The organism is Actinoplanes campanulatus (assembly GCF_014647795.1).
Taxonomy (GTDB): domain Bacteria; phylum Actinomycetota; class Actinomycetes; order Mycobacteriales; family Micromonosporaceae; genus Actinoplanes; species Actinoplanes campanulatus.
On sequence record NZ_BMPW01000006.1, the window covers coordinates 70,815 to 89,079 of the forward strand.

Sequence of the window (18,265 nt, forward strand, 5' to 3'; positions counted from 1 at the left end):
AAGGTGTACCCCGCCATGGCAAAGCGCATCGAGGCGAGCAACGTCTCCTCCTACTACGGTTCGTTCAAGGCCATCGACAGCGTCTCGATGACGGTCGAGCCGAAGACGATCACCGCTCTGATCGGCCCGTCCGGTTGCGGCAAGTCCACGTTCCTGCGGTCCATCAACCGCATGCACGAGGTGCTGCCGGGCGCCCGCATCGAGGGCAGCCTGACCATCGACGACCAGAACATCTACGACCCGGACGTGGACGTCACCGCCGTCCGCCGCATGATCGGCATGGTCTTCCAGCGGCCCAACCCGTTCCCGACCATGTCGATCTACGAGAACGCGGTCGCCGGCCTCAAGCTCAACGGCGTCAGGAAGAAGTCGCTGCTGGACGAGGCCGCCGAGAAGTCACTGCGCTCCGCGAACCTGTGGGACGAGGTCAAGGACCGTCTCGACCGGCCCGGCGCGGGTCTCTCCGGCGGTCAGCAGCAGCGCCTCTGCATCGCCCGCACCATCGCGGTCGAGCCGCAGGTCGTGCTGATGGACGAGCCGTGTTCCGCCCTCGACCCGATCTCGACGCTGGCGATCGAGGACCTGATGTTCAAGCTGAAGGACCGCTTCACGATCATCATCGTCACGCACAACATGCAGCAGGCTGCCCGGGTCAGCGACAAGACCGGGTTCTTCTCGATCGACAAGACCGGCGACCCGGGCCGCCTGATCGAGTACGACGACACCCAGAAGATCTTCAGCAACCCCACCCAGAGGAAGACCGAGGACTACATCACGGGACGCTTCGGATAGAGCTGGGCTGTGCCTGATTGCTCCGCTTCGCTGTGCCTGATTGCTCCGCTTCGCTCCGCGGCAAAACGCCTTGTAACCGGTGTCGAGGCAGGCGATTTCCCGCCGCAGCACACCCCGCTGCGTCGGCAAATCGCTTGCCTCGACACCGGCGGCGTTTTGCGGAGGACGTTGAGTGCACCGCCGTAAGGGTGGGTGGTGTCTTGTGGTTTGGGTTTGCTGGACCACCGATCTACGCCCGGCGGGCGCGGCACGGGCTGGGCCCGGCAGATGGTCGCGCGGAGCGGGCGGGACGGTCACGATTCTGTGGGGGCTGCCCTCCGCGTACAAGAAACGGTTTGGTGGGGTTGATCCGGGCCGAGATCGGGTTGCTCTGAGCCGGAGTCAGGACGGGATGTGGAGGACCACCTGGCCGTCGGGGGTTAGCTCGACGCGGGGGTTGAGGGGGGCTGCGGCGTCGCGGTGGGCGGAGGCGGCGACGACGTCCGGGATGGTTTTGCAGGCGGCCAGTTGGTCGAGGGTGCGCCGGGTGGGCGGCAGCATCGGGAGGCCGGCGGTGTCCTCGATGGTGATCCAGGCGGTGCGGTCGGCCTCGCCGGAGACGTCGCGGGCGGTCTGCGACTCGGGGAGCAGCGCCACGAAGAACCAGGTGTCGAACCGTTTGGACTCGAAGTCCGGGGTGATCCAGCGGGCCCAGGGCAGCAGCAGGTCGTCGCGCAGGCGCATGCCACGCCGGGCGAGCAGCTCGGTCATGGTGAGTTCGCGGCGCTGGACGGCGGCGCGGTCGGTCTCCCAGTCGACGCCGTCGGTGGCGGTGGCCGTGTGGTCCGGTTCGGCGAGCGGGCCGGCCAGCAGGATGCCGGTCTCCTCGAAGAGCTCCCGGGCGGCGGCGCCGACCACCGCGTGCGCCTCCTCGGTGGGCACGCCCAGACGCCCGGGCCAGTCGGCGCGGATGGTGTCGGGACGGTCCGAGGGGTCGACGGTCCCGCCCGGGAAGGCGTAGAGGCCGCCGAAGACCATGGTGGAGGCCCGGCGGAGGACGTAGACCTGAAAGGTGTCGGCGTGCGGCCGGAGCAGGACCACCGTGGCCGCCGGGCGGGCCGGGACCGGTGGACCGGTGAACTCACGTGCGCGCTGCGACATGGCGGGGGGAAGCGGCATCGAGTCGGTCACCGGTCGATCCTGCCACCGCAGGTGCCCCGGGCGATACGGTATCGATCATGACTGGACAGAAGGTGCGCTGGGGGATTCTCGGTCCCGGTGGGATCGCCGGTACATTCGCGGCCGACCTGCCCCTGGTGGCGGGCGCCGAGCTGGCCGCGGTCGGCTCGCGGAACCTCGCGAGCGCCGAGGCGTTCGCCGAGCGGTTCGGGTTCGCCCGGGCGCACGGCTCGTACGCGGACCTGGCGGCCGACGACGGCGTCGACGCGATCTACGTGGCCACGCCGCACGCCTTCCACCTGGACGCCGCGATGCTGTGCGTGGAGGCCGGCAAGGCGGTGCTCGTGGAGAAGCCGATCACCGTGGATCTGGCCTCCGCCACGTCGCTGATCGAGGCGGCCCGGGCCCGTGGGGTGTTCCTCATGGAGGCCATGTGGATGCGCTGCAACCCGGCGATCCGGAAGATCGCCGAGCTGGTCGCCGGGGGCGCGATCGGCGACGTCAGCGCCCTGCACGCCGACTTCGGGCTCCAGGGCCCGTTCGAGGCCACGCACCGGCTGCGCGACCCGCGGCTGGGCGGCGGCGCGCTGCTCGACCTGGGCGTCTACCCGATCCACCTGGCGCATCTGATTCTGGGTTCGCCGGCCTCGGCGCACGCCTGGGCGCATCTCACCCCGGAGCGGGTGGACGAGAACACCGGCGTCCTGCTGGGCTACCAGGCCGGTGCGGTGGCCGCGCTGACGTGCAGCATCAACGGCGCCAGCCGGAACGCGGCCTCGATCACCGGGACCGCCGGGCGGATCGACCTGCCGGTCAGTTTCTTCGCGCCGCGCTCGTTCGTGCTGAACCGGCCGGACCGCGCGCCGGAGACGTGGGAGTTCCCCTTCGAGGGCAGCGGCTACCAGTTCGAGGCGGCCGAGGTGCAGCGCTGCCTGCTCGCCGGTGAGCTGGAGAGCCCGCTGGTCCCGCAGGCCACCACGCTCGAGGTGATGGCCCTGCTGGACGCGCTGCGCGATCAGATCGGCGTGGCCTACCAGCTCACTGACTGAAGAGCGGCCGGACCACGAAGTAGATCAGGCAGGCGATGAACGCGGCGGCGGGGAACGTCGTGATCCACGCGATCACGATGTTGCCCGCCATGTTCCAGCGGACCGCGCTGAGCCGCTTCGTCGCGCCCACGCCCATGATCGCCGAGGTGATGGTGTGCGTGGTCGAGATCGGCGCGCCCAGCACCAGGGCGTTGAAGTACAGCACCGAGCTGGCCACGGTCTCGGCCGCGAACCCCTCGGCCGGGCCCAGGTCGATGATTTTGCGGCCCAGGGTGCGGATGATCCGCCAGCCGCCGGAGTAGGTGCCGGCCGCCAGCACGGTCGCGGACGTCCAGTACACCCACTCGGGAATGTGCGTGGGGTCGTCCTGGATGCCGCCGGTGTAGAGGGCCAGCACCACGATGCCCATGGTCTTCGCGGCGTCCTGCACGCCGTGCCCGACGGACATCGCCGCCGCCGACACCGTCTGCGCCCACCGGAAACCGCGGTTCAGCCGGCCCGGGTGGCCGCGCCGGAAGATCCACATGATCGCGACCATCATCACGAAGCCGAGCACCAGCCCGACCAGCGGCGACAGCACCATCGGGATGAGCACCTTGTTGATGATGTTGTCCCACTGGACCTCGCCGGCCGTGGCGAAGAGGGTGGCGCCGACCAGGCCGCCGAAGAGCGCGTGCGACGAGCTGGACGGCAACCCGAAATACCACGTGATCAGGTTCCAGACGATGGCGCCGAGCACGCCGGCGAACACGACGCCGAGGCTGGCGATCCCGGTCGGCAGGTTGACCAGGCCGTCACCGACCGTCTTGGCCACCTCGGTGCCCAGGTGGGCGCCGATGAAGTTGCCGACCGCGGCCATCACCAGCGCGACCCGCGGGGTCAGCGCCCGGGTGCTCACGCTGGTGGCGATGGCGTTCGCGGCGTCGTGGAAGCCGTTCGTGTAGTCGAACGCCATCGCGGCCAGGATCACCGCCACGACCGCTATGAATTCGGGATCCAAGGTCTAGGACTCCTTGACCGCGATGGTCTCGACCGTGTTGGCCACGTGCTCGAAGGCGTCACAGGCCGCCTCCAGCTCGTCGACGACCTCTTTCATCTTCAAGACGGTCAAAGCGTCGTACTCCCCGGAGAAGAGGCGGACCAGCAGCATCCGGTAGGCGCGGTCGCCGTCGTTCTCCAGACGGTTGATCTCGATCCAGTAGTCCTCGAGGTTCTTCATCGAGCGCAGCCGGGGCATCGCCTCGGCGGTGATCTTCGCCTGCTGGTCCAGCACGGTGACCAGCTCGTGCATCTCCCGCGGGAGCGACGGCAGGTCGGTCAGCCCGTACAGGTACAGCAGGTTGCCGGCCGCCTCCAGGTGGTCCATCACGTCGTCCAGCTGGGAGCCGAGCGAGTAGATGTCCTCCCGGTCGAACGGGGTGATGAAGGTGGAATTGATCTTCTTGTACAGCTCGTGGGTGATCGAGTCGCTGTCGTGCTCCACGTCGCTCAGCCGGTCGGCGACCGACTGGACGTCCACTCCGGGCAGCGCGAGCTCGTTGAGCAGCTCGGTTCCCTTCACCAGGTTGGACGCGGCCTTGGTGAAGAGTTCGTAGAAGGCGCCCTCGACGGGACGGAATGAGAACTTCACGGCGCGGACCTCGATCGGCGGTCTTGTGGATGGATCTCCGGAGGCATGCTATCGGTCCACGCGGGTTCACCCTTCGCGACGGGGTTAAACCTGTTCGTGATGTGCAACCGTGCGGGGCGCGTTCGGGCGGGGGACGGAACGGCGTACCGCCCTCGTCGGCAGATGCGGGCGAGGGGTTCCGCTGACCGGGTGCCGGCGCAGGTGCCGGGCCAGCCCGGTCAGGTCGGCGTCGGCGATCACGTCCACACCGGCCGCTCCCAGCTCGCTCCACACCGCCGCACGGGCCTTGCGGGAGCCGTCCGGCAGCCCGGAGAACCGGACCGTACGGCCGTCGTCGTGCGCGGCCCGGACCAGCGCGTGCAGCTGATGCCGTTCCTCGGCGGTGATCGGATCGCGGCCGTCCCAGCCGAACCGCCTGGTCCACCACTCGCTCACCATCGGGACCAGGTCCGGCGGGGCGGCGCGGGAACCCAGGTCGTCGAAGGTGCCGTCGGTGAACGCGTACCGCTCGGACTGGGCGGCGAGCAGCTCACGGACGTCGACCGCGCCGGTCACCGTGACGGTCACCGCGCCCGCGGTCAGCACCCCGTCGCGGCTCCGGCTGAGCAGGTCGGCGTGGTCGCGCAGCTGCCGGTCCAGCATCCGGTAGGCGCGCAGCAGCGCCTGCGGGTCCCGGCTCGGCCCGCCGAACTCGACCACCAGCCGGAACGGCGCCTGCTGGTTCGGCCAGAGCCGGCCGTCGGCGGCCATGGCCCGGGCGAAGAGCGGCGCCAGCACCAGGCGGCGCAGGGTGCGGCCGGGTTGCGGGGCGCCGGGCCCGAGGAAGAGTTCGCCGCGGGGTCCGGGGTAGACCCGTACGGTCATCCCGCCCAGTCCGAGCTTGAGCACCCCGGGCAGCGGGTCGGCGAGGGCCGGCCCGGTGAGCGCGTGCCCGGAGGTCAGCCAGGAGCGGCGGGAACGGCGGAATACCGCGACCGAGACCGCGCCACCGGCTCCGGCGAGACCGGCCAGGCCGCCGGCGAGAGTCGCCATGTCCTGCAACACGCACCATCCGATTCGTACTTTATGGGTGTTTCATACTGTGGCACAGTCGACTCCCGGGAACCGGCAATCTCCCGCAGAATTTCCTTCATGCCGTCGCCGACCGTGACCGAGTTCGAGGCCCACCGTCCCTATCTGATGGCCGTCGCGTACCGGATGCTCGGCAACCGGACCGAGGCCGAGGACGCGGTCCAGGAAGCCTGGCTGCGCTACGCGCAACAGCCGGCCGGCGACATCCGGGACGCGCGGGGCTGGCTCACCACGGTCACCGGCCGGATCTGCCTGGACCAGCTCAATTCCGCCCGTGTACGCCGTACCGCGTACCCCGGGGAGTGGCTGCCCGCCTTCGTGGTCGAACCGGACGCCGGCCCCGCCGACCGGGCCGAGATCGCCGACCAGGTCAGCCTCGCGCTGCTCGTGGTGCTGGAACGGCTCACCCCGGAGCAGCGGGTCGCGTTCGTCCTGCACGACGCGTTCGGCGTGCCGTTCGACGAGGTGGCCGCGGTGCTCGACGGCACACCGGCGGCGGCCCGCCAGCACGCCTCACGGGCCCGCCGGGCGGTCTCCGGCGGCGGCGTCCGGCACACCGCCGGGCCGGCCGAGCAGCGGCGGGTGCTCGACGCCTTCCTCGCCGCGGCACGGGACGGCGACATGCGTACCCTCGCCGCGGTGCTCGCCCCCGACGTGGTCGCGATCAGCGACGGCGGCGGGGTGGTCCGGTCCGCGCTCCGGCCGATCCTCGGCGCCGAGAAGGTGGCCCGGTTCTACCTCGGGCTGGCCCGGAAATTCGCCGCCGTCAGCGGCGTCACGATGGAACCGGTGCTGGTCGACGGCGCGGCCGCGATCCTGATCCGGGGCGAGGGGCTCCGGGTGGCGGTCGCCGTCGCCGTCGACGACGGGCGGATCACCGGCCTCTTCAGCCAGCAGAACCCGGAGAAGCTAGTCCTGGGTGACCTCGAGTAGGTGCTTGCGGTAGTGCGAGGCGAACGGCTCGGTGCCGTCGCCGAGCACCCCGAGCAGGTAGTGGGACGCGGAATAGGCGTGCTCCACGAGATCCTCCGGGTAACCGAACGCGACCCGGTGCTCGGCGAACTCGTCCTCGTCGCGCAGCTCGACCAGGCCGCTCTCGCGGCGGCGGACCGCGTCCAGGTCCAGGTCGACGATGTGCACCGTGTCACCCTCCCAGCGGGCCGGGGTGGTGATGTCGCAGTAGACCTCGCTGGTCCGCGGCGGCGGGTTGAACATCCCGGTCCACCAGGCGTGATGCGGGATCAACAGGACGAACGGGATCTGCTCCACCGAGGGGCGGCCGTGGTAGACCGACGCTGTGCCGCGCGTCACGCCGACCCAGGTGCCCAGGTCGTCCTCGGCCAGGCGGCGGGCCGGGTAGTCACGATGCGCCGAACCGTCGTACTTCGTGTAGATGACCCGGACCATCTCGCTCGGCATGGCTTGCACCCTAGCGGTGACCCGGATATGTCGGTGGTGGCGGGTACGGTTCCACCGTGCCCGCAGCCGCCAAGAAGAAGACCACCGCCGGACAGCTCCTCGCCGCCGCCGTCGGCGCGGTCCCCGGAGGGGCCGCCCGCCCAGGTCAGCAGGCCATGGTCGAGGCCATCGAGAAGTCGATCAAGGACCGTGAGCACCTGCTCGTCCAGGCCGGCACGGGCACCGGCAAGAGCCTCGGCTACCTGACCCCGGCCCTGCTCGTCGACGGCCCGGTGGTGGTCTCCACGGCCACCCTGGCGCTCCAGAACCAGCTGGTCGAGCACGACCTGCCCCGGCTCGCCGAGGCGGTCCAGCCGGTGCTCGGGCGCCAGCCCACGTTCGCCGTGCTCAAGGGCCGCCACCACTACCTCTGCGTGGCCAAGCTGGAGCACGCCGACGAGGAGGGGCCCACCGACACCCTGTTCGACGCCGCCCCCGCGCCCAAGGCCGGCCAGTGGCTCGGCGAGGCGGGCCGGCTCGGCAAACAGATCCAGCGGGTCCGGGCCTGGTCGGAGAAGACGCAGACCGGCGACCGGGACGAGCTGGACCCCGGCGTCGACGACACCGCCTGGCGGCAGGTGTCCATGCCGGCACGCGACTGCGTCGGGGCCGGCCGTTGCCCGTACGGGGCGGAGTGCTTCGCCGAGGCCTCCCGCACCCGGGCCCGCGAGGCCGACATCGTCGTCACCAACCACAGCCTCCTCGCCGTCGACATGCTCGCCGGCCGGCAGATCGTGCCGCCGCACAAACTGCTCGTCGTCGACGAGGCACACGAGCTCGCCGACCGGGTCTCCTCGGCCGCCCAGGCCGAGCTCACCCCGGAGGCGATCGAGCGGGCCGGCCGCCGCGCCCGCACCCTGGTCCCGCAGGCCGCCGCCGAACAGCTCGCCGAGGCCGCCGACGCCCTCACCGTGGGCCTGGCCGACGTGCCCGCCGGGCGGCTCACCGACGGCCTGCCGGAGGCGCTGCGGCGCGCCGTCACGACCCTGGAGCTGGCCACCCGGTCCGGGCTGTCCGCGATCGGCGAGATCAAGGCCGACGACTCCGACCCGGTCGGCAAGCAGCAGGCCAAGGCGGTGCTCGACGAGCTGTCCGGCACCGCTCAGCGGCTGCTCGAGGAGAATGCGTACGACGTCGCCTGGGTGGAGAAGTCCGACCTGGGACACGGCCGCCGCGCGCTCGTGGTGGCGCCGCTGTCGGTGGCCGGCACCCTCTCCGAGAGCCTCTACAAGGACCGGACCGTCGTGGTCACCTCGGCCACCCTCACCCTGGGCGGCCGGTTCGACACGGTGGCCCGCTCCCTCGGGCTGCCCGCGGGCGCGGACGGCGCCTCCTCCGGAGACGGGTGGACCTCCCTCGACGTCGGGTCGCCCTTCGACTATCCCAAACAGGGGATTCTGTACGTGGCGGCGCACCTGCCCAGGCCCGCGGCGTCCGGCCTGCCCGACGCGGCCGCGGCCGAGCTGCTCCGGCTGGTCGAGGCGCTCGGCGGGCGTACTCTCGGGCTCTTCTCCTCCCGCAAGGCCGCCGCCCAGGCCGCCGAGCTGCTGCGCGCCAAGACCGACCTGCCGGTCCTGTTGCAGGGCGAGGAGACGCTGCCGATCCTGGTCCGCAAGTTCAAAGAGGACAGGGCGAGCTGTCTCTTCGGGGTGATGTCGCTGTGGCAGGGCGTCGACGTGCCGGGCGACGCCTGCCAGCTCGTCGTCATCGACCGCCTGCCCTTCCCGCGCCCCGACGAGCCGCTGGCCGCCGCCCGCTCGGCCGCCGTGGACGCCTCCGGCGGTTCCGGCTTCTCCGCGGTCAGCGTCCCGATCGCGGCGGTCCGCCTGGCCCAGGGGGTCGGCCGCCTGATCCGTTCCACCGGCGACAAGGGCGTTGTCGCGGTCCTCGACTCCCGCCTGGAGACGGCCCGCGGCTACGGCGCCTTCCTCCGCAAGTCCCTGCCCCCGTTCTGGTACACGACCAGGCCCGACGTCGCCGAGGGCGCCCTCCGTCGCCTGGCCCAGACCTGACCACGATCAGGCGACATCAATGTTGTCGTTTGTAGAGCCTTGAGATGGAGGGACGCTGGTGCTTCTCATCGCCTGCACGTTCGTGGTGGATCGGGATGGGGCTCTGCTTCTGCAGTTGCGTGATGACAAGGCGCCCTATTTTCCGAATGTGTGGGGGCTTCCCGGCGGGGCGATCGAAGCGGGAGAGACACCGGAGCAGGGCGCGGCCATGGTGTTCGTGCCGGCGGCCGAGGTGCTCGATCGGCCCTTCACGCCGGGCAGCGCCGAGATGATCGAGCGGTTCCTGCGGTCCGGGGAGTATGCGTCCCTCACCTAGGGTTCCGCCGGCCCGACGTGTCACCATGACTGCCGTGACAGGGGCGGGGCGGCGTCGATGGCTGATCGGTGGGGTCACCGCCTGGGCTGTGCTGCTGTTGGGCGGCGGGTTGTGGTCGGTGCGTTCCGATCCGCCGACGGTGCCGGAGCAGCGGGACGCCGGGCAGGCGCTGCCGGTGCTGCGGGAGGCCGCCGGTGCGGTGGTCTCGGCAGCTCAGGGCGGTGAGTGGGCACTGCGGCTCGGGGAGTTGCGGGTCGAGGAGTGCGCGCTCACCCCGGCGTGGGACGGGGCCGAGCTCAGCCGTGAGGTGACCGTCTACGTGCCGGAGGGGGAGGCTCACGCGGCGCTCGACGGCATCGCGGCCGGGCTTCCGGCCGGCTACCGGGCCGGGATGACCGTGGCCCGGGGCGCCACCCGGTTGTCGTTGTTCGCGGATGCCGGAGAGTTCGTCGGGATCGCGGCCGAAGCGTCGTCCGCCGACCAGGTGCTGCGGATCCTGATCTCCAGCGGGTGCCGGCCGGGCGTGGAGCGGCTCGACCGGGCCGACCCGGCTTCCGGACCGGCCCCGGAGCTGCTCACCGAGACGCTGGCGGCGCTCCGGACCCCGAGCCCGGCTGAGGGCGGCGGGGATCCGGCTGACGGCGGGGTGGGCACGACGGAGACCCGGGCCGTCGCCTGCCCGGACGGGGGGACCGCGGCGACGTTCGTGGCGGACGGTGGAGCGGCCCGGCCGGAGAGCGAGCCCGTCGGCGTGCCCGAGGGGACGCTTCCGGTGTGGGTGGAGCCGGGCGCATGGGCGTACCGGATCGGGTTTGAATCGGTCGTGGCGACCACCGAGGGTGGGCGGTGGCAGGTGAGCTTGACCACCGGCTGCCGTCAGTAGACGAGGGCCTGCGCGCCCTCCGACATGATCTCCTCGACGAAGACCGCCGCGCCGGCGATGCGGATGCCGGGGATGACGTCGCCGGGGCCGATGCCGCGGCGGGCCGCGCACTGCGTGCAGAGGGTGACCCGGGCCTCGGCCAGCAGGACTTCCAGCAGGTCGGGCAGGGGTGCGGCGTGCGGCAGGTCGAACTCGGCGGCCCGGCCGGGCAGGGCGAACCACGCGGACTCCCCGGTGAGCCACAGGGAGACGTCGATGCCGGCGGTCACCGCCGTGCTCGCCACGTTGAAGGCCTGCGAACAGCGCTCCGGGGCGTCGGCGCCGGCGGTGGCCTTGACGACCAGCAAACGTGCCATACCGGTCAGCATAAGATGGGCCGGTCATGGTTACCGAGATCGGGTTCGTGAGCCTGCTGGTCGCCGCCCTGGGTGGGCTGGCCGGCGGGTTCGGCTATCTGGCAATGCGTATTTCGAGGGGGCGCTGGTGAGCGGCAGCGAGACGGAAAACCCACTGGGCCCGCCGCCGTGGCTGCATGCGCCTCCGGTCGATCCCTATCCCTACGAGGACACACACGACCTGCGGTCCGGCCCGGACCTGCACCCGTCGCTGCTCGGCCTGCTGCCCTTCGTGGGCCTGTGGCGGGGCCGTGGCCAGGGCGGGTTCCCGGTGGACGAGGACTACAACTTCGCCCAGGAGATCCGGATCAGCCACGACGGCCGGTCGTTCCTGCGCTTCGAGTCGCGGGCCTGGCTGCTCGACGACGAGTCGAAGCCGATCGGGCAGGCGCTGGTCGAGTCCGGGTTCTGGCGTCCGGTGCTGGTCGACGACCGTCCCGGTGACGAGATGGAAGCCACCATGATCCGGCCGGACGGGGTGGCCGAACTCTACCTGGGCAAGGCGAACAACACGCGGCTGGAGATGACCGCCGACGCGGTCGCCTACACGCCGTCGGGTCTGCACGTCACCGGTGGGCAGCGGCTCTTCGGGATCGTCGAGGGTGCGCTGCTCTACGCCCACGAGATCTCCGTCGACAACAGCAAGCTGCACCCGCACATGTCCGCCCGGCTGCTGCGGATCGGCGGCTGAGCGACACCTTCGGTCCGGATGTGGCGGGACGCCGCGGGAGATCCAGCGAACTATGCTCGTAACGTGTCCGCCACATCGCTAGCCGCCATGCTCCGGGAGCGGGGTCTGCGACTCACCCCGCAGCGCCAGCTGATCCTCGAAGCGGTGCACGAACTCGGTCATGCAACACCGGAGTCGGTGCACAACGCGGTCCGGGAGCGGGCCGCCGGGGTGAACATCACGACCGTCTACCGCACCCTCGAGCTGCTCGAGGAGCTGGGGCTGGTCAATCACACCCATCTTTCGCACGGCTCGCCGACGTACCATGCGGCCGGCGAGGATCAGCACGTCCACCTGGTGTGCCGGTCGTGCGGGTCGATCGCCGAGGTCGATCCGGGGGTGATGGAGCCGGTCACCGGGCTGCTCCTGCGGGAGCGGGAGTTCCGGGTGGACGTCGGGCACGTCTCCCTCTTCGGCCTGTGCGGCAACTGCAAGGAGTCCGAGTGACCGTCGTGATGGTCGAGGATCTCGACCCCGGTTCGGCCGATGCCGGTGTGCCCGCGCACTTCGGCGACCCGATGCGCGAGCAGCGCCTGCTGGAGACCGGGGTGGGCCTGGTCGACCGGTCGAACCGTGAGGTGATCGCGGTTCCCGGCGAGGAGCGGGCGAGCTGGCTGCACACGCTGACCACCCAGCACCTCTCGTCGCTGACCAGCGGCGAGGGCAGCGAGTTGCTGGTCCTCTCGCCGAACGGGCACATCGAGCAGCACGCCTTCGTCACCGAGGACGGGACGACGGCCTGGCTCGACACCGAGCCCGGCGCGGGGGCGGGCCTCCTGAAGTATCTGGAGATGATGCGCTTCTTCACCCGGGTGGAGCCCCGCGACGCGAGCGCCGAGATCGCCGTGCTGTCGCTGGTCGGTCCCGGTGCGGCCGAGCTCTTCCCGGACCTCGCGGCCGCTCGGGTCAGCGCGGTTCCGGCGAGCCGGTTCGCCGCCGGGTCCGTGCCGGCCCAGGCCACATCCTCCTATCCGGTACGGGCATTCGAAGGCGGCCTGGCCCGTCGCGTGCCCCTCGGTGTGGACCTGCTCGTGCCACGTACCGCGAAGGAGGCGGTCGTCGAGAGGCTGGGCGTGGCGCCGGCCGGCCTCTGGGCCTACGAGGCGGTGCGTGTCGCGGCCCGCATCCCGCGTCTGGGCTGGGAGACCGACCACCGGACGATTCCCGCCGAGATCGAGCTGATGGCGGCCAGTGTGCACCTCGAGAAGGGGTGCTACCGCGGTCAGGAGACGGTCGCCCGGGTGCACAACCTGGGCCGTCCGCCCCGCCGCCAGGTCCTGCTGCACCTGGACGGGGTCGCCACCGATCACCCACCGGCCCGCGGCACGGCCGTGGAGCTGGACGGGCGGGCGATCGGCTTCGTCGGCACCGCCGTGCGGCACCACGAGCTGGGCATGATCGCGCTGGCCGTGGTGAAGCGCAACGTGCCCGACGACGCCCGCCTCACGGTGGGGGAGTCGGCCGCCGCCATCGACGCCGAGTAGGAACCGGGCCCGGCCTGGCGGTCGGGCCCTGCCCTCAGAACTCGCCGTTCTTGATGCCGCCGATGAACGCCGTCCACTGCGCGGTGGTGAACGTCAGCGTGCCGCCGTCCCGATCCTTGCTGTCCCGAACCGCCACGACATCGGGGAGATTGTCGGCCACTTCAACGCAGTCACCGTTGGCGCTAGACCGGCTGCTCTTGCGCCAAACAGTGCCGACTTCGACACAGTCGCCGCTGGCGGTGGATCGGCTGCTTTTGCGCCATGTCATGTTATTGCTGGTCATGACGATGTATCCCCTAAATCCTTCAAGAGCGTGGTGATCATCGCTTTGGAGTCTCTCTCATTCAGCGCTAACTCCTCCAGTTCGGCCCACACCTGCTCGTAGACGGCAAGCTCGCGCGGATGATCAAGGTAGAGCGCTCCGGTGATGTTCTCGCTGTAGACCGTAGGGGGCTCGCTGCTGCCGCGGTCACTTGGCGGAAACTCAAGAATGGTGAAACCGCCGGAGGCGGCAGCTGAGTGCGGGCCTACGGAGGGTAAGACACGCAATCGTAGATGCGGCAACTCGTCTGTGGCTCTGAGAAGGTGCCACAGTTGCTGCTGCATGGCACCCGGCGTTTCAATCTTTGCCCGGATCACAGCCTCGGCCATGATCACATCCAGTTGAGGTGGTGGCGGGAAGCCTCGCGTCAGAAGCACCTGACGTTCTTGTTTGACCCTGATTCTCCGACCGAACTCCTCGACAGGAACCCGTGGCCGCTCGGCCGTCATCACCGCCTCAAGGTAGGCGTGGGCTTGAAGTAGGCCCGGAATGAGGGATGGTTCGTACTTTCGGAGGCGGCTTGCTGCTGTCTCCAGGCCGACGTACAGCTCGAACCACTCGGGGATCACGTCGCCGTACGCATGCCACCAGCCTTTGACCTTGGTTTCCTTCGACAGGCTGACCAGGGCCTCCTTGACGTCATCGGGGACGCCGTAGAAGTCGCACAGCAGCTTCACCTCAGTGGACTTGACGACCACATTCGGATCGCCCTTCTCGAGTCGCCAGATTTTCTGTTGTGAGCACTCGATGTGTTCATACGCGTCCTTGATCGTTTTTCCGGCGGCCTCTCGATATCGCCGCAGAAACCGGCCGAGTTGGCGTCGAGGGACCGTCGAGCCGGAGCTGGGGGTGGCTTCAACCACGGGCATCGTCCTCTCCTGGAATACTCCGTGCGCCTTCCTGGAATAGGTACACGCAGATATCGCGAAAACCAAGGCATCGACGAGGATTTCATTCTTTGGATTGTTGCGTTCATTTTTCGGGCCCGCCACGATCGGAGAATCTTCCCTGGTCAGCACCGTAATCGAGAGGGCCTGTCGGATGTGCACTCCAAGGACCGGGCACGACCCGGCGCGAAAAATCGACTGGGACTGCCTGGCCTGCGGCCGGCCCTGGCCGTGCGACCCGGCACGTGAGGATCTCCTGACCACCCACGACGCGGTTCAGTTGCGGATCGCGATGTGGGACGCCCTCGAAGAGGCCGCGCGCATTCTGCCGCACACCCCGGCCGCCGAGCTGTTCGAGCGGTTCCTGCACTGGACCGAGCCGGCCGCCGGATGAGCGGGGACCTGGCGCTGATGGGCGTCACCGAGATTCACCGGCGTCTCGGCGGGTCGCGCGGCCGCGTACGAAGAATGGTTTCGAGGGAGGATTTTCCGGATCCTGTCGTGGTGCTCCGCCAAGGGCGGGTGTGGCTGGAGGCCGAGGTCGAGGCGTGGATCCGAAGATCGGATACATGGCGTGCCTTTTAAATCACGGCGACCAACTCCCGAGGTCCGGTCGGTGTGGAACATCCGTGCCGCTGGAGCTGTCTCCCGGCTGCGGGTGGCCGCGATGCCGGACGCGCATTCGGATGGCCACGGCGTCACCCCGACTCGCCGGCGATCTCGGTCGACTGCGGTCTCCGGGCCGATCTTGATTCCTGGTCGTCATCTGGCGGTAGATCACCACCCATGATCTATTTCCCCTGGAAGACCTTGGGTTATCGGTTACATCCGGACGGCCATGATCGCGCAAGATCGCGCCGCTCGGCAACGATCGCCCAAGATTCACATCGACGCTCGCGGACGGCTCGAACAGCCGGCGGGACCGGCCGAAACCCAGCCACGCGCGCCGGCCCCGACACACCCACGGCCACGCCGCCCGGCACACCCACGGCCACGCCGCCCCGACACGCTCATCACCGTCGCCGACCTCGCCCACGGTGGTCTCCGCCCACCCCACCCGCGGCCGACGACCAGAAACCCACGAAAACAGCAGGAGAGCCTCATTTCCGGTACGCCCGACCTCGTCCTACCCAGCCGGGCGCCCGCGGCCGGGCCTGCGAGGGTGGGTGGCCGCACACGGAAGGCACCGTGTGTGCGGCCGCCGCGGTTGTAGGGCGGGTGGGTGGTCGCGATGCCGCGATCGTGTGCGCTCGCCCATCCCAAGACGGCGCTGGCGGGGACGATCCGAGCCGGGTGGAACGACGTCTCGCGTACCGGAGAGATTTTGACCCCGATCGGACGGGTCTCCGGGCGCTGCCGGCCGGGGAGATCGGGCTGTCCCGCATGGCAGGATGACCGGCATGACCGGGACCTTGATCACCGTCGCCCCGACCGGCGCGGAGAGCAGCAAGGCGGACGCGCCGGCTCTGCCAGTGACCCTGGACGAGCTGGTGACCACCGCAAAGGAGTGCGAGGCGCTGGGCGCTTCGATCATTCACGTCCACATCCGTGACGACGCCGCCCGCCCGACCCTGGACCAGGGCCGCCTGCGGGACACCGTCGCCGCGCTGCGCGAGGGCACCGGCCTGATCGTGCAGCTGTCCTCGGGTGGTTCGGTGCACGATCCGGAGGCGGACCGGCTGGCGGTTCTGGACGCCGCCCCGGAGATGGCCTCCTGCACGATGGGCACCGTGAACTTCGGCGACGACGTGTTCATGAACCGCTGGGGGTTCATCGTCGACCTGCACACCCGCATGCAGGAGCGCGGCATCGTGCCGGAGTACGAGATCTTCGACCTGGGCCAGCTCACCACCCTGCAACACCTGCTCGGCCGGTACGGTCTGCCCGCCGGCGGCCACGTGCACGTGGACCTGGTGATGGGCGTGCCCGGCGGGATGCCCGGCACCGCGGCCGCCCTGGTCGCCTGTGAGCAGGCCGTCCGTGACCTGCCGGAGGGCACCACGTTCTCGGCGACCGGCATCGGCCGCAGCACGATCCCGGTGATGCTGGCGTCCCTGGCGGCCGGTGGGCACCTGCGCGTCGGGATGGAGGACACCCTGACGTACGCGAAGGGCCGTCCCGTCGAGTCGAACATGCAGCTCGTGGCCCGTGCCGTCGGCTTCGCCCAGCTCGCCCAGCGCCCGCCGCTCACCCCGTCGCAGGCCCGTGAGCTGCTGGGGGTCCCGGCCCGATGATCATCGCCGAAGTGGTCCGTTCCGGCTTCGTGGAGAGCACGCACCACGGTGTCGTCGCGGTCGACGGTGGCCCGAGCATCGGTGACGTCGACACCCCGTTCTTTCCCCGCTCGTCCAACAAGCCACTCCAGACCGTCGGCCTGCTGAACGCGGGCCTGATGCCGCGGGAGGAGGCCGACCTCGCCCTGATCAGCGGCAGCCACGACGGCGAGGGGTTCCACGTGGAACGCGTGCGGGCCATGCTGGCCGCCGTCGATCTCGGGCCGGAGGCGCTGCGCTGCCCGGCCGACCTGCCGCTGGGCGAGACCCCGCGGTACGACTGGCTGCGTGGCGGCGGCGCGGCCGAGCCGATCCTGATGAACTGTTCCGGCAAGCACGCCGGGATGCTGGCCACCTGTGTGCTCAACGGCTGGCCCCTGGACACGTACCTCGACATCGACCATCCGTTACAGAAAGCCCTCGCCGACGCGGTGAGCCGTCTGTCCGGCGAGCCGATCGCGGCGCTCGGGGTGGACGGCTGCGGCGCGCCGATCTTCGCGATCTCCCCGATCGGGCTGGCGCGGGCGTTCCGGCGGCTGGTCGAGGCCGAGCCGGGCAGCCCCGAGCGCCGGGTGGCCGATGCGATGCGGGCGCGCCCGGAGCTGGTCGCCGGCACCGGCACCGAGGACACCGTGCTGATGAACGCGGTGCCCGGCCTGCTCGTGAAGAAGGGCGCCGACGGGGTGGCCGCGGCCGCGATGGCCGGGGTGGGAGCGGTGGCGCTGAAGATCTCCGACGGCGCGAGCCGGGCCCGCGTACCGGTGCTGCTCGCCGCCCTGCGCCGTCTCGGCCTGGAGGTTCCCGCGATGCCGGAGCTGGTTCTGGGTGGTGGCCTTCCGGTCGGCGAGGTGCGCGCGGTCGGTTAGCGGGGTGACCGGGTTCACGCTAGCTCTTGCAAGCATTTTGCTTGCAAGAGCTAGCACTCCGAGCTAGTTTCGAGTCATGGCCACACCGAAGGATCTGCCGGAGGACATCGGATCGTTCATCCGAGACCTGCGGCAGACCGCGAAGATCTCGCTCCGGCAGCTCGCCGACAAGGCCGGCGTCAGCAACCCCTATCTGAGCCAGATCGAGCGTGGCCTGCGTAAACCGAGCGCCGAGGTGCTGCAGCAGATCGCCAGCGCCTTGCGAGTGTCGACGCCCGCGATGTATTTGCGGGCGGGGCTGCTCGATGGTGAGGGCCAGCAGGGCGTGCTGGCCGCCATCGCGGTCGACCCGGAGCTCACGATCGCGCAGAAGCAGTCCCTGACGCAGATCTACGAGACATTCCGCAACGAGAACGCCCGTAACGCGCCACCCGCAGAAGACGCTGAGGAGTCGAAATGACCGAGCAGACCAAGACCAAGATCCCCGCCCCGCTGTACGCCGCCGCAGGCGCCGGTGACGCGGCCTACGAGCAGCTCCGCAAGCTGCCGGCCGTGCTGACCGAGCTCAGCGACCGGGCCACCGCCTCGCTGAAGTCCTACAACGAGCAGGCCGGCACCAAGGCCGCCGAGCTGCGTGGCAAGGCTCAGGAGACCGACTTCGTGGCCCTGCGCGACAGCGCCACCACCGCGGCCGTCAACTTCGCCCAGGTCGCCCAGGAGCGCGCGATCGCCGTCTACAACGACCTGGTCGCCCGCGGCGAGCGCGTGGTCGGCACCGGTGTGGTCGAGGCCGCCGAGGTGGTCAACGCCGACATCGAGGCCACCGAGCAGCCGAAGGCCGTCGAGGCCCCGGCGACCGAGGTCCCGGCCGTCGAGACCGCGCCGAAGCCGCGCAAGCGGGCCAAGCCGGCCGCGTCCGCCGAGTGATCGACAATCCGA

The 18,265-nt window shown here is 70.3% G+C and carries 22 protein-coding genes and 1 pseudogene; 15 read left to right on the top strand and 8 right to left on the bottom strand.

The window, feature by feature from the left end; translation table 11 throughout:
• The first annotated feature begins 15 nt into the window (after positions 1–15).
• Positions 16–792, top strand: a complete 777-nt coding sequence (pstB, locus tag IEZ13_RS13110; RefSeq protein WP_183222438.1) for a phosphate ABC transporter ATP-binding protein PstB — start codon at positions 16–18, stop codon at positions 790–792.
• A 381-nt stretch (positions 793–1,173) separates the two neighbouring features.
• Here the strand turns inward: pstB and IEZ13_RS13115 are convergent, their stop codons facing one another.
• Positions 1,174–1,950, bottom strand: a complete 777-nt coding sequence (locus tag IEZ13_RS13115) for an NUDIX hydrolase (RefSeq protein WP_183222747.1) — start codon at positions 1,948–1,950, stop codon at positions 1,174–1,176.
• A gap of 59 nt (positions 1,951–2,009) precedes the next feature.
• Between IEZ13_RS13115 and IEZ13_RS13120 the strand changes: the two genes are divergently transcribed.
• The gene (locus IEZ13_RS13120; protein ID WP_183222439.1) at positions 2,010–2,999 is read left to right on the top strand and encodes a Gfo/Idh/MocA family protein; all 990 of its coding nucleotides are present in this window, start codon (positions 2,010–2,012) and stop codon (positions 2,997–2,999) included.
• Here IEZ13_RS13120 and IEZ13_RS13125 read toward each other — a convergent pair.
• From IEZ13_RS13125 to IEZ13_RS13135, 3 genes are all read right to left on the bottom strand, one after another.
• Positions 2,989–3,999: an inorganic phosphate transporter gene (locus tag IEZ13_RS13125; protein WP_183222440.1), complete on the bottom strand. Its 1,011-nt coding sequence runs from the start codon at positions 3,997–3,999 to the stop codon at positions 2,989–2,991. The genes IEZ13_RS13120 and IEZ13_RS13125 overlap by 11 nt on opposite strands.
• Positions 4,000–4,002: 3 nt before the next feature.
• On the bottom strand, positions 4,003–4,629 hold the full coding sequence (locus IEZ13_RS13130) for a DUF47 domain-containing protein (protein WP_183222441.1): 627 nt from the start codon (positions 4,627–4,629) through the stop codon (positions 4,003–4,005).
• A gap of 84 nt (positions 4,630–4,713) precedes the next feature.
• A complete protein-coding gene (locus tag IEZ13_RS13135) occupies positions 4,714–5,673 on the bottom strand; it encodes a PI-PLC domain-containing protein (protein ID WP_229794661.1) in 960 nt (319 codons plus the stop codon).
• 87 nt (positions 5,674–5,760) lie between these two features.
• On the opposite strand from IEZ13_RS13135, the gene sigJ reads away from it, so the two are divergent.
• Complete coding sequence (gene sigJ, locus IEZ13_RS13140; protein WP_183222443.1) at positions 5,761–6,633, top strand: RNA polymerase sigma factor SigJ; 873 nt, start codon at positions 5,761–5,763, stop codon at positions 6,631–6,633.
• Here sigJ and IEZ13_RS13145 read toward each other — a convergent pair.
• Positions 6,610–7,119 (bottom strand): DUF402 domain-containing protein, encoded by a 510-nt coding sequence (locus IEZ13_RS13145; protein WP_183222444.1) that lies wholly within the window; start codon positions 7,117–7,119, stop codon positions 6,610–6,612. The two genes, sigJ and IEZ13_RS13145, sit on opposite strands and share 24 nt — an antisense overlap.
• A gap of 155 nt (positions 7,120–7,274) precedes the next feature.
• Between IEZ13_RS13145 and IEZ13_RS13150 the strand changes: the two genes are divergently transcribed.
• From IEZ13_RS13150 to IEZ13_RS13160, 3 genes are read left to right on the top strand one after another with little or no spacing between them, the layout of a single operon-like run.
• Complete coding sequence (locus IEZ13_RS13150; protein ID WP_221245699.1) at positions 7,275–9,170, top strand: ATP-dependent DNA helicase; 1,896 nt, start codon at positions 7,275–7,277, stop codon at positions 9,168–9,170.
• A 58-nt stretch (positions 9,171–9,228) separates the two neighbouring features.
• Complete coding sequence (locus IEZ13_RS13155) at positions 9,229–9,486, top strand: NUDIX domain-containing protein (protein WP_229794662.1); 258 nt, start codon at positions 9,229–9,231, stop codon at positions 9,484–9,486.
• 25 nt (positions 9,487–9,511) lie between these two features.
• Entirely contained in the window at positions 9,512–10,369 is an 858-nt protein-coding gene (locus IEZ13_RS13160) for a hypothetical protein (RefSeq protein ID WP_183222446.1), read from the top strand.
• Here IEZ13_RS13160 and IEZ13_RS13165 read toward each other — a convergent pair.
• Positions 10,363–10,737 carry a DsrE family protein gene (locus IEZ13_RS13165; RefSeq protein ID WP_183222447.1) on the bottom strand — a complete coding sequence of 125 codons (375 nt, stop codon included), beginning with the start codon at positions 10,735–10,737 and terminating at the stop codon, positions 10,363–10,365. The genes IEZ13_RS13160 and IEZ13_RS13165 overlap by 7 nt on opposite strands.
• Before the next feature lie 14 nt (positions 10,738–10,751).
• Here IEZ13_RS13165 and mtfM point away from each other — a divergent pair, with 14 nt between their 5' ends.
• The 4 genes from mtfM (at position 10,752) to ygfZ (ending at position 12,978) form a co-directional block, all read left to right on the top strand.
• Entirely contained in the window at positions 10,752–10,856 is a 105-nt protein-coding gene (gene mtfM, locus IEZ13_RS47470; RefSeq protein WP_043533180.1) for a small membrane protein MtfM, read from the top strand.
• Complete coding sequence (locus IEZ13_RS13170; RefSeq protein WP_183222448.1) at positions 10,853–11,455, top strand: heme-binding beta-barrel domain-containing protein; 603 nt, start codon at positions 10,853–10,855, stop codon at positions 11,453–11,455. The genes mtfM and IEZ13_RS13170 overlap by 4 nt, the downstream gene beginning before the upstream one ends.
• Before the next feature lie 87 nt (positions 11,456–11,542).
• Positions 11,543–11,941 carry a Fur family transcriptional regulator gene (locus IEZ13_RS13175; protein WP_183222749.1) on the top strand — a complete coding sequence of 133 codons (399 nt, stop codon included), beginning with the start codon at positions 11,543–11,545 and terminating at the stop codon, positions 11,939–11,941.
• 8 nt (positions 11,942–11,949) lie between these two features.
• Positions 11,950–12,978 (top strand): CAF17-like 4Fe-4S cluster assembly/insertion protein YgfZ, encoded by a 1,029-nt coding sequence (gene ygfZ, locus IEZ13_RS13180; protein WP_183222750.1) that lies wholly within the window; start codon positions 11,950–11,952, stop codon positions 12,976–12,978.
• Between the two features lie 34 nt (positions 12,979–13,012).
• On the opposite strand, the gene IEZ13_RS13185 is transcribed toward ygfZ, so the two are convergent.
• A complete protein-coding gene (locus IEZ13_RS13185) occupies positions 13,013–13,246 on the bottom strand; it encodes a DUF397 domain-containing protein (protein WP_203833859.1) in 234 nt (77 codons plus the stop codon).
• An 11-nt stretch (positions 13,247–13,257) separates the two neighbouring features.
• The gene (locus IEZ13_RS13190; protein WP_183222751.1) at positions 13,258–14,169 is read right to left on the bottom strand and encodes a helix-turn-helix domain-containing protein; all 912 of its coding nucleotides are present in this window, start codon (positions 14,167–14,169) and stop codon (positions 13,258–13,260) included.
• 172 nt (positions 14,170–14,341) lie between these two features.
• Here IEZ13_RS13190 and IEZ13_RS13195 point away from each other — a divergent pair, with 172 nt between their 5' ends.
• The 5 genes and pseudogenes from IEZ13_RS13195 (at position 14,342) to IEZ13_RS13215 (ending at position 18,253) form a co-directional block, all read left to right on the top strand.
• Entirely contained in the window at positions 14,342–14,581 is a 240-nt protein-coding gene (locus IEZ13_RS13195) for a hypothetical protein (RefSeq protein ID WP_183222450.1), read from the top strand.
• A 1,006-nt stretch (positions 14,582–15,587) separates the two neighbouring features.
• On the top strand, positions 15,588–16,421 hold the full coding sequence (locus tag IEZ13_RS13200) for a beta-keto acid cleavage family enzyme (protein ID WP_372441874.1): 834 nt from the start codon (positions 15,588–15,590) through the stop codon (positions 16,419–16,421).
• Positions 16,418–17,326 (top strand): asparaginase, encoded by a 909-nt coding sequence (locus tag IEZ13_RS13205; protein ID WP_183222452.1) that lies wholly within the window; start codon positions 16,418–16,420, stop codon positions 17,324–17,326. Before IEZ13_RS13200 ends, IEZ13_RS13205 begins: the two co-directional genes overlap by 4 nt.
• Before the next feature lie 76 nt (positions 17,327–17,402).
• A pseudogene (locus IEZ13_RS13210) lies at positions 17,403–17,783 on the top strand (helix-turn-helix domain-containing protein); the annotation flags it as partial.
• On the top strand, positions 17,783–18,253 hold the full coding sequence (locus IEZ13_RS13215) for a hypothetical protein (RefSeq protein ID WP_183222454.1): 471 nt from the start codon (positions 17,783–17,785) through the stop codon (positions 18,251–18,253). The pseudogene IEZ13_RS13210 and the gene IEZ13_RS13215, both read left to right, overlap by 1 nt.
• Positions 18,254–18,265 lie beyond the last annotated feature (12 nt).

What these genes read in the sequence shown, in the direction of transcription:
- pstB (WP_183222438.1), top strand. Translation starts at nt 16, where the DNA reads ATGGCAAAGCGCATCGAGGCGAGCAACGTCTCCTCCTACTACGGTTCG.
- IEZ13_RS13115 (WP_183222747.1), bottom strand. Translation starts at nt 1,950, where the DNA reads ATGCCGCTTCCCCCCGCCATGTCGCAGCGCGCACGTGAGTTCACCGGT.
- IEZ13_RS13120 (WP_183222439.1), top strand. Translation starts at nt 2,010, where the DNA reads ATGACTGGACAGAAGGTGCGCTGGGGGATTCTCGGTCCCGGTGGGATC.
- sigJ (WP_183222443.1), top strand. Translation starts at nt 5,761, where the DNA reads ATGCCGTCGCCGACCGTGACCGAGTTCGAGGCCCACCGTCCCTATCTG.
- IEZ13_RS13145 (WP_183222444.1), bottom strand. Translation starts at nt 7,119, where the DNA reads ATGCCGAGCGAGATGGTCCGGGTCATCTACACGAAGTACGACGGTTCG.
- IEZ13_RS13150 (WP_221245699.1), top strand. Translation starts at nt 7,275, where the DNA reads ATGGTCGAGGCCATCGAGAAGTCGATCAAGGACCGTGAGCACCTGCTC.
- IEZ13_RS13160 (WP_183222446.1), top strand. Translation starts at nt 9,512, where the DNA reads ATGACTGCCGTGACAGGGGCGGGGCGGCGTCGATGGCTGATCGGTGGG.
- IEZ13_RS13165 (WP_183222447.1), bottom strand. Translation starts at nt 10,737, where the DNA reads ATGCTGACCGGTATGGCACGTTTGCTGGTCGTCAAGGCCACCGCCGGC.
- mtfM (WP_043533180.1), top strand. Translation starts at nt 10,752, where the DNA reads ATGGTTACCGAGATCGGGTTCGTGAGCCTGCTGGTCGCCGCCCTGGGT.
- IEZ13_RS13175 (WP_183222749.1), top strand. Translation starts at nt 11,543, where the DNA reads ATGCTCCGGGAGCGGGGTCTGCGACTCACCCCGCAGCGCCAGCTGATC.
- ygfZ (WP_183222750.1), top strand. Translation starts at nt 11,950, where the DNA reads ATGGTCGAGGATCTCGACCCCGGTTCGGCCGATGCCGGTGTGCCCGCG.
- IEZ13_RS13185 (WP_203833859.1), bottom strand. Translation starts at nt 13,246, where the DNA reads ATGACATGGCGCAAAAGCAGCCGATCCACCGCCAGCGGCGACTGTGTC.
- IEZ13_RS13190 (WP_183222751.1), bottom strand. Translation starts at nt 14,169, where the DNA reads ATGCCCGTGGTTGAAGCCACCCCCAGCTCCGGCTCGACGGTCCCTCGA.
- IEZ13_RS13195 (WP_183222450.1), top strand. Translation starts at nt 14,342, where the DNA reads ATGTGCACTCCAAGGACCGGGCACGACCCGGCGCGAAAAATCGACTGG.
- IEZ13_RS13200 (WP_372441874.1), top strand. Translation starts at nt 15,588, where the DNA reads ATGACCGGGACCTTGATCACCGTCGCCCCGACCGGCGCGGAGAGCAGC.
- IEZ13_RS13205 (WP_183222452.1), top strand. Translation starts at nt 16,418, where the DNA reads ATGATCATCGCCGAAGTGGTCCGTTCCGGCTTCGTGGAGAGCACGCAC.
- IEZ13_RS13215 (WP_183222454.1), top strand. Translation starts at nt 17,783, where the DNA reads ATGACCGAGCAGACCAAGACCAAGATCCCCGCCCCGCTGTACGCCGCC.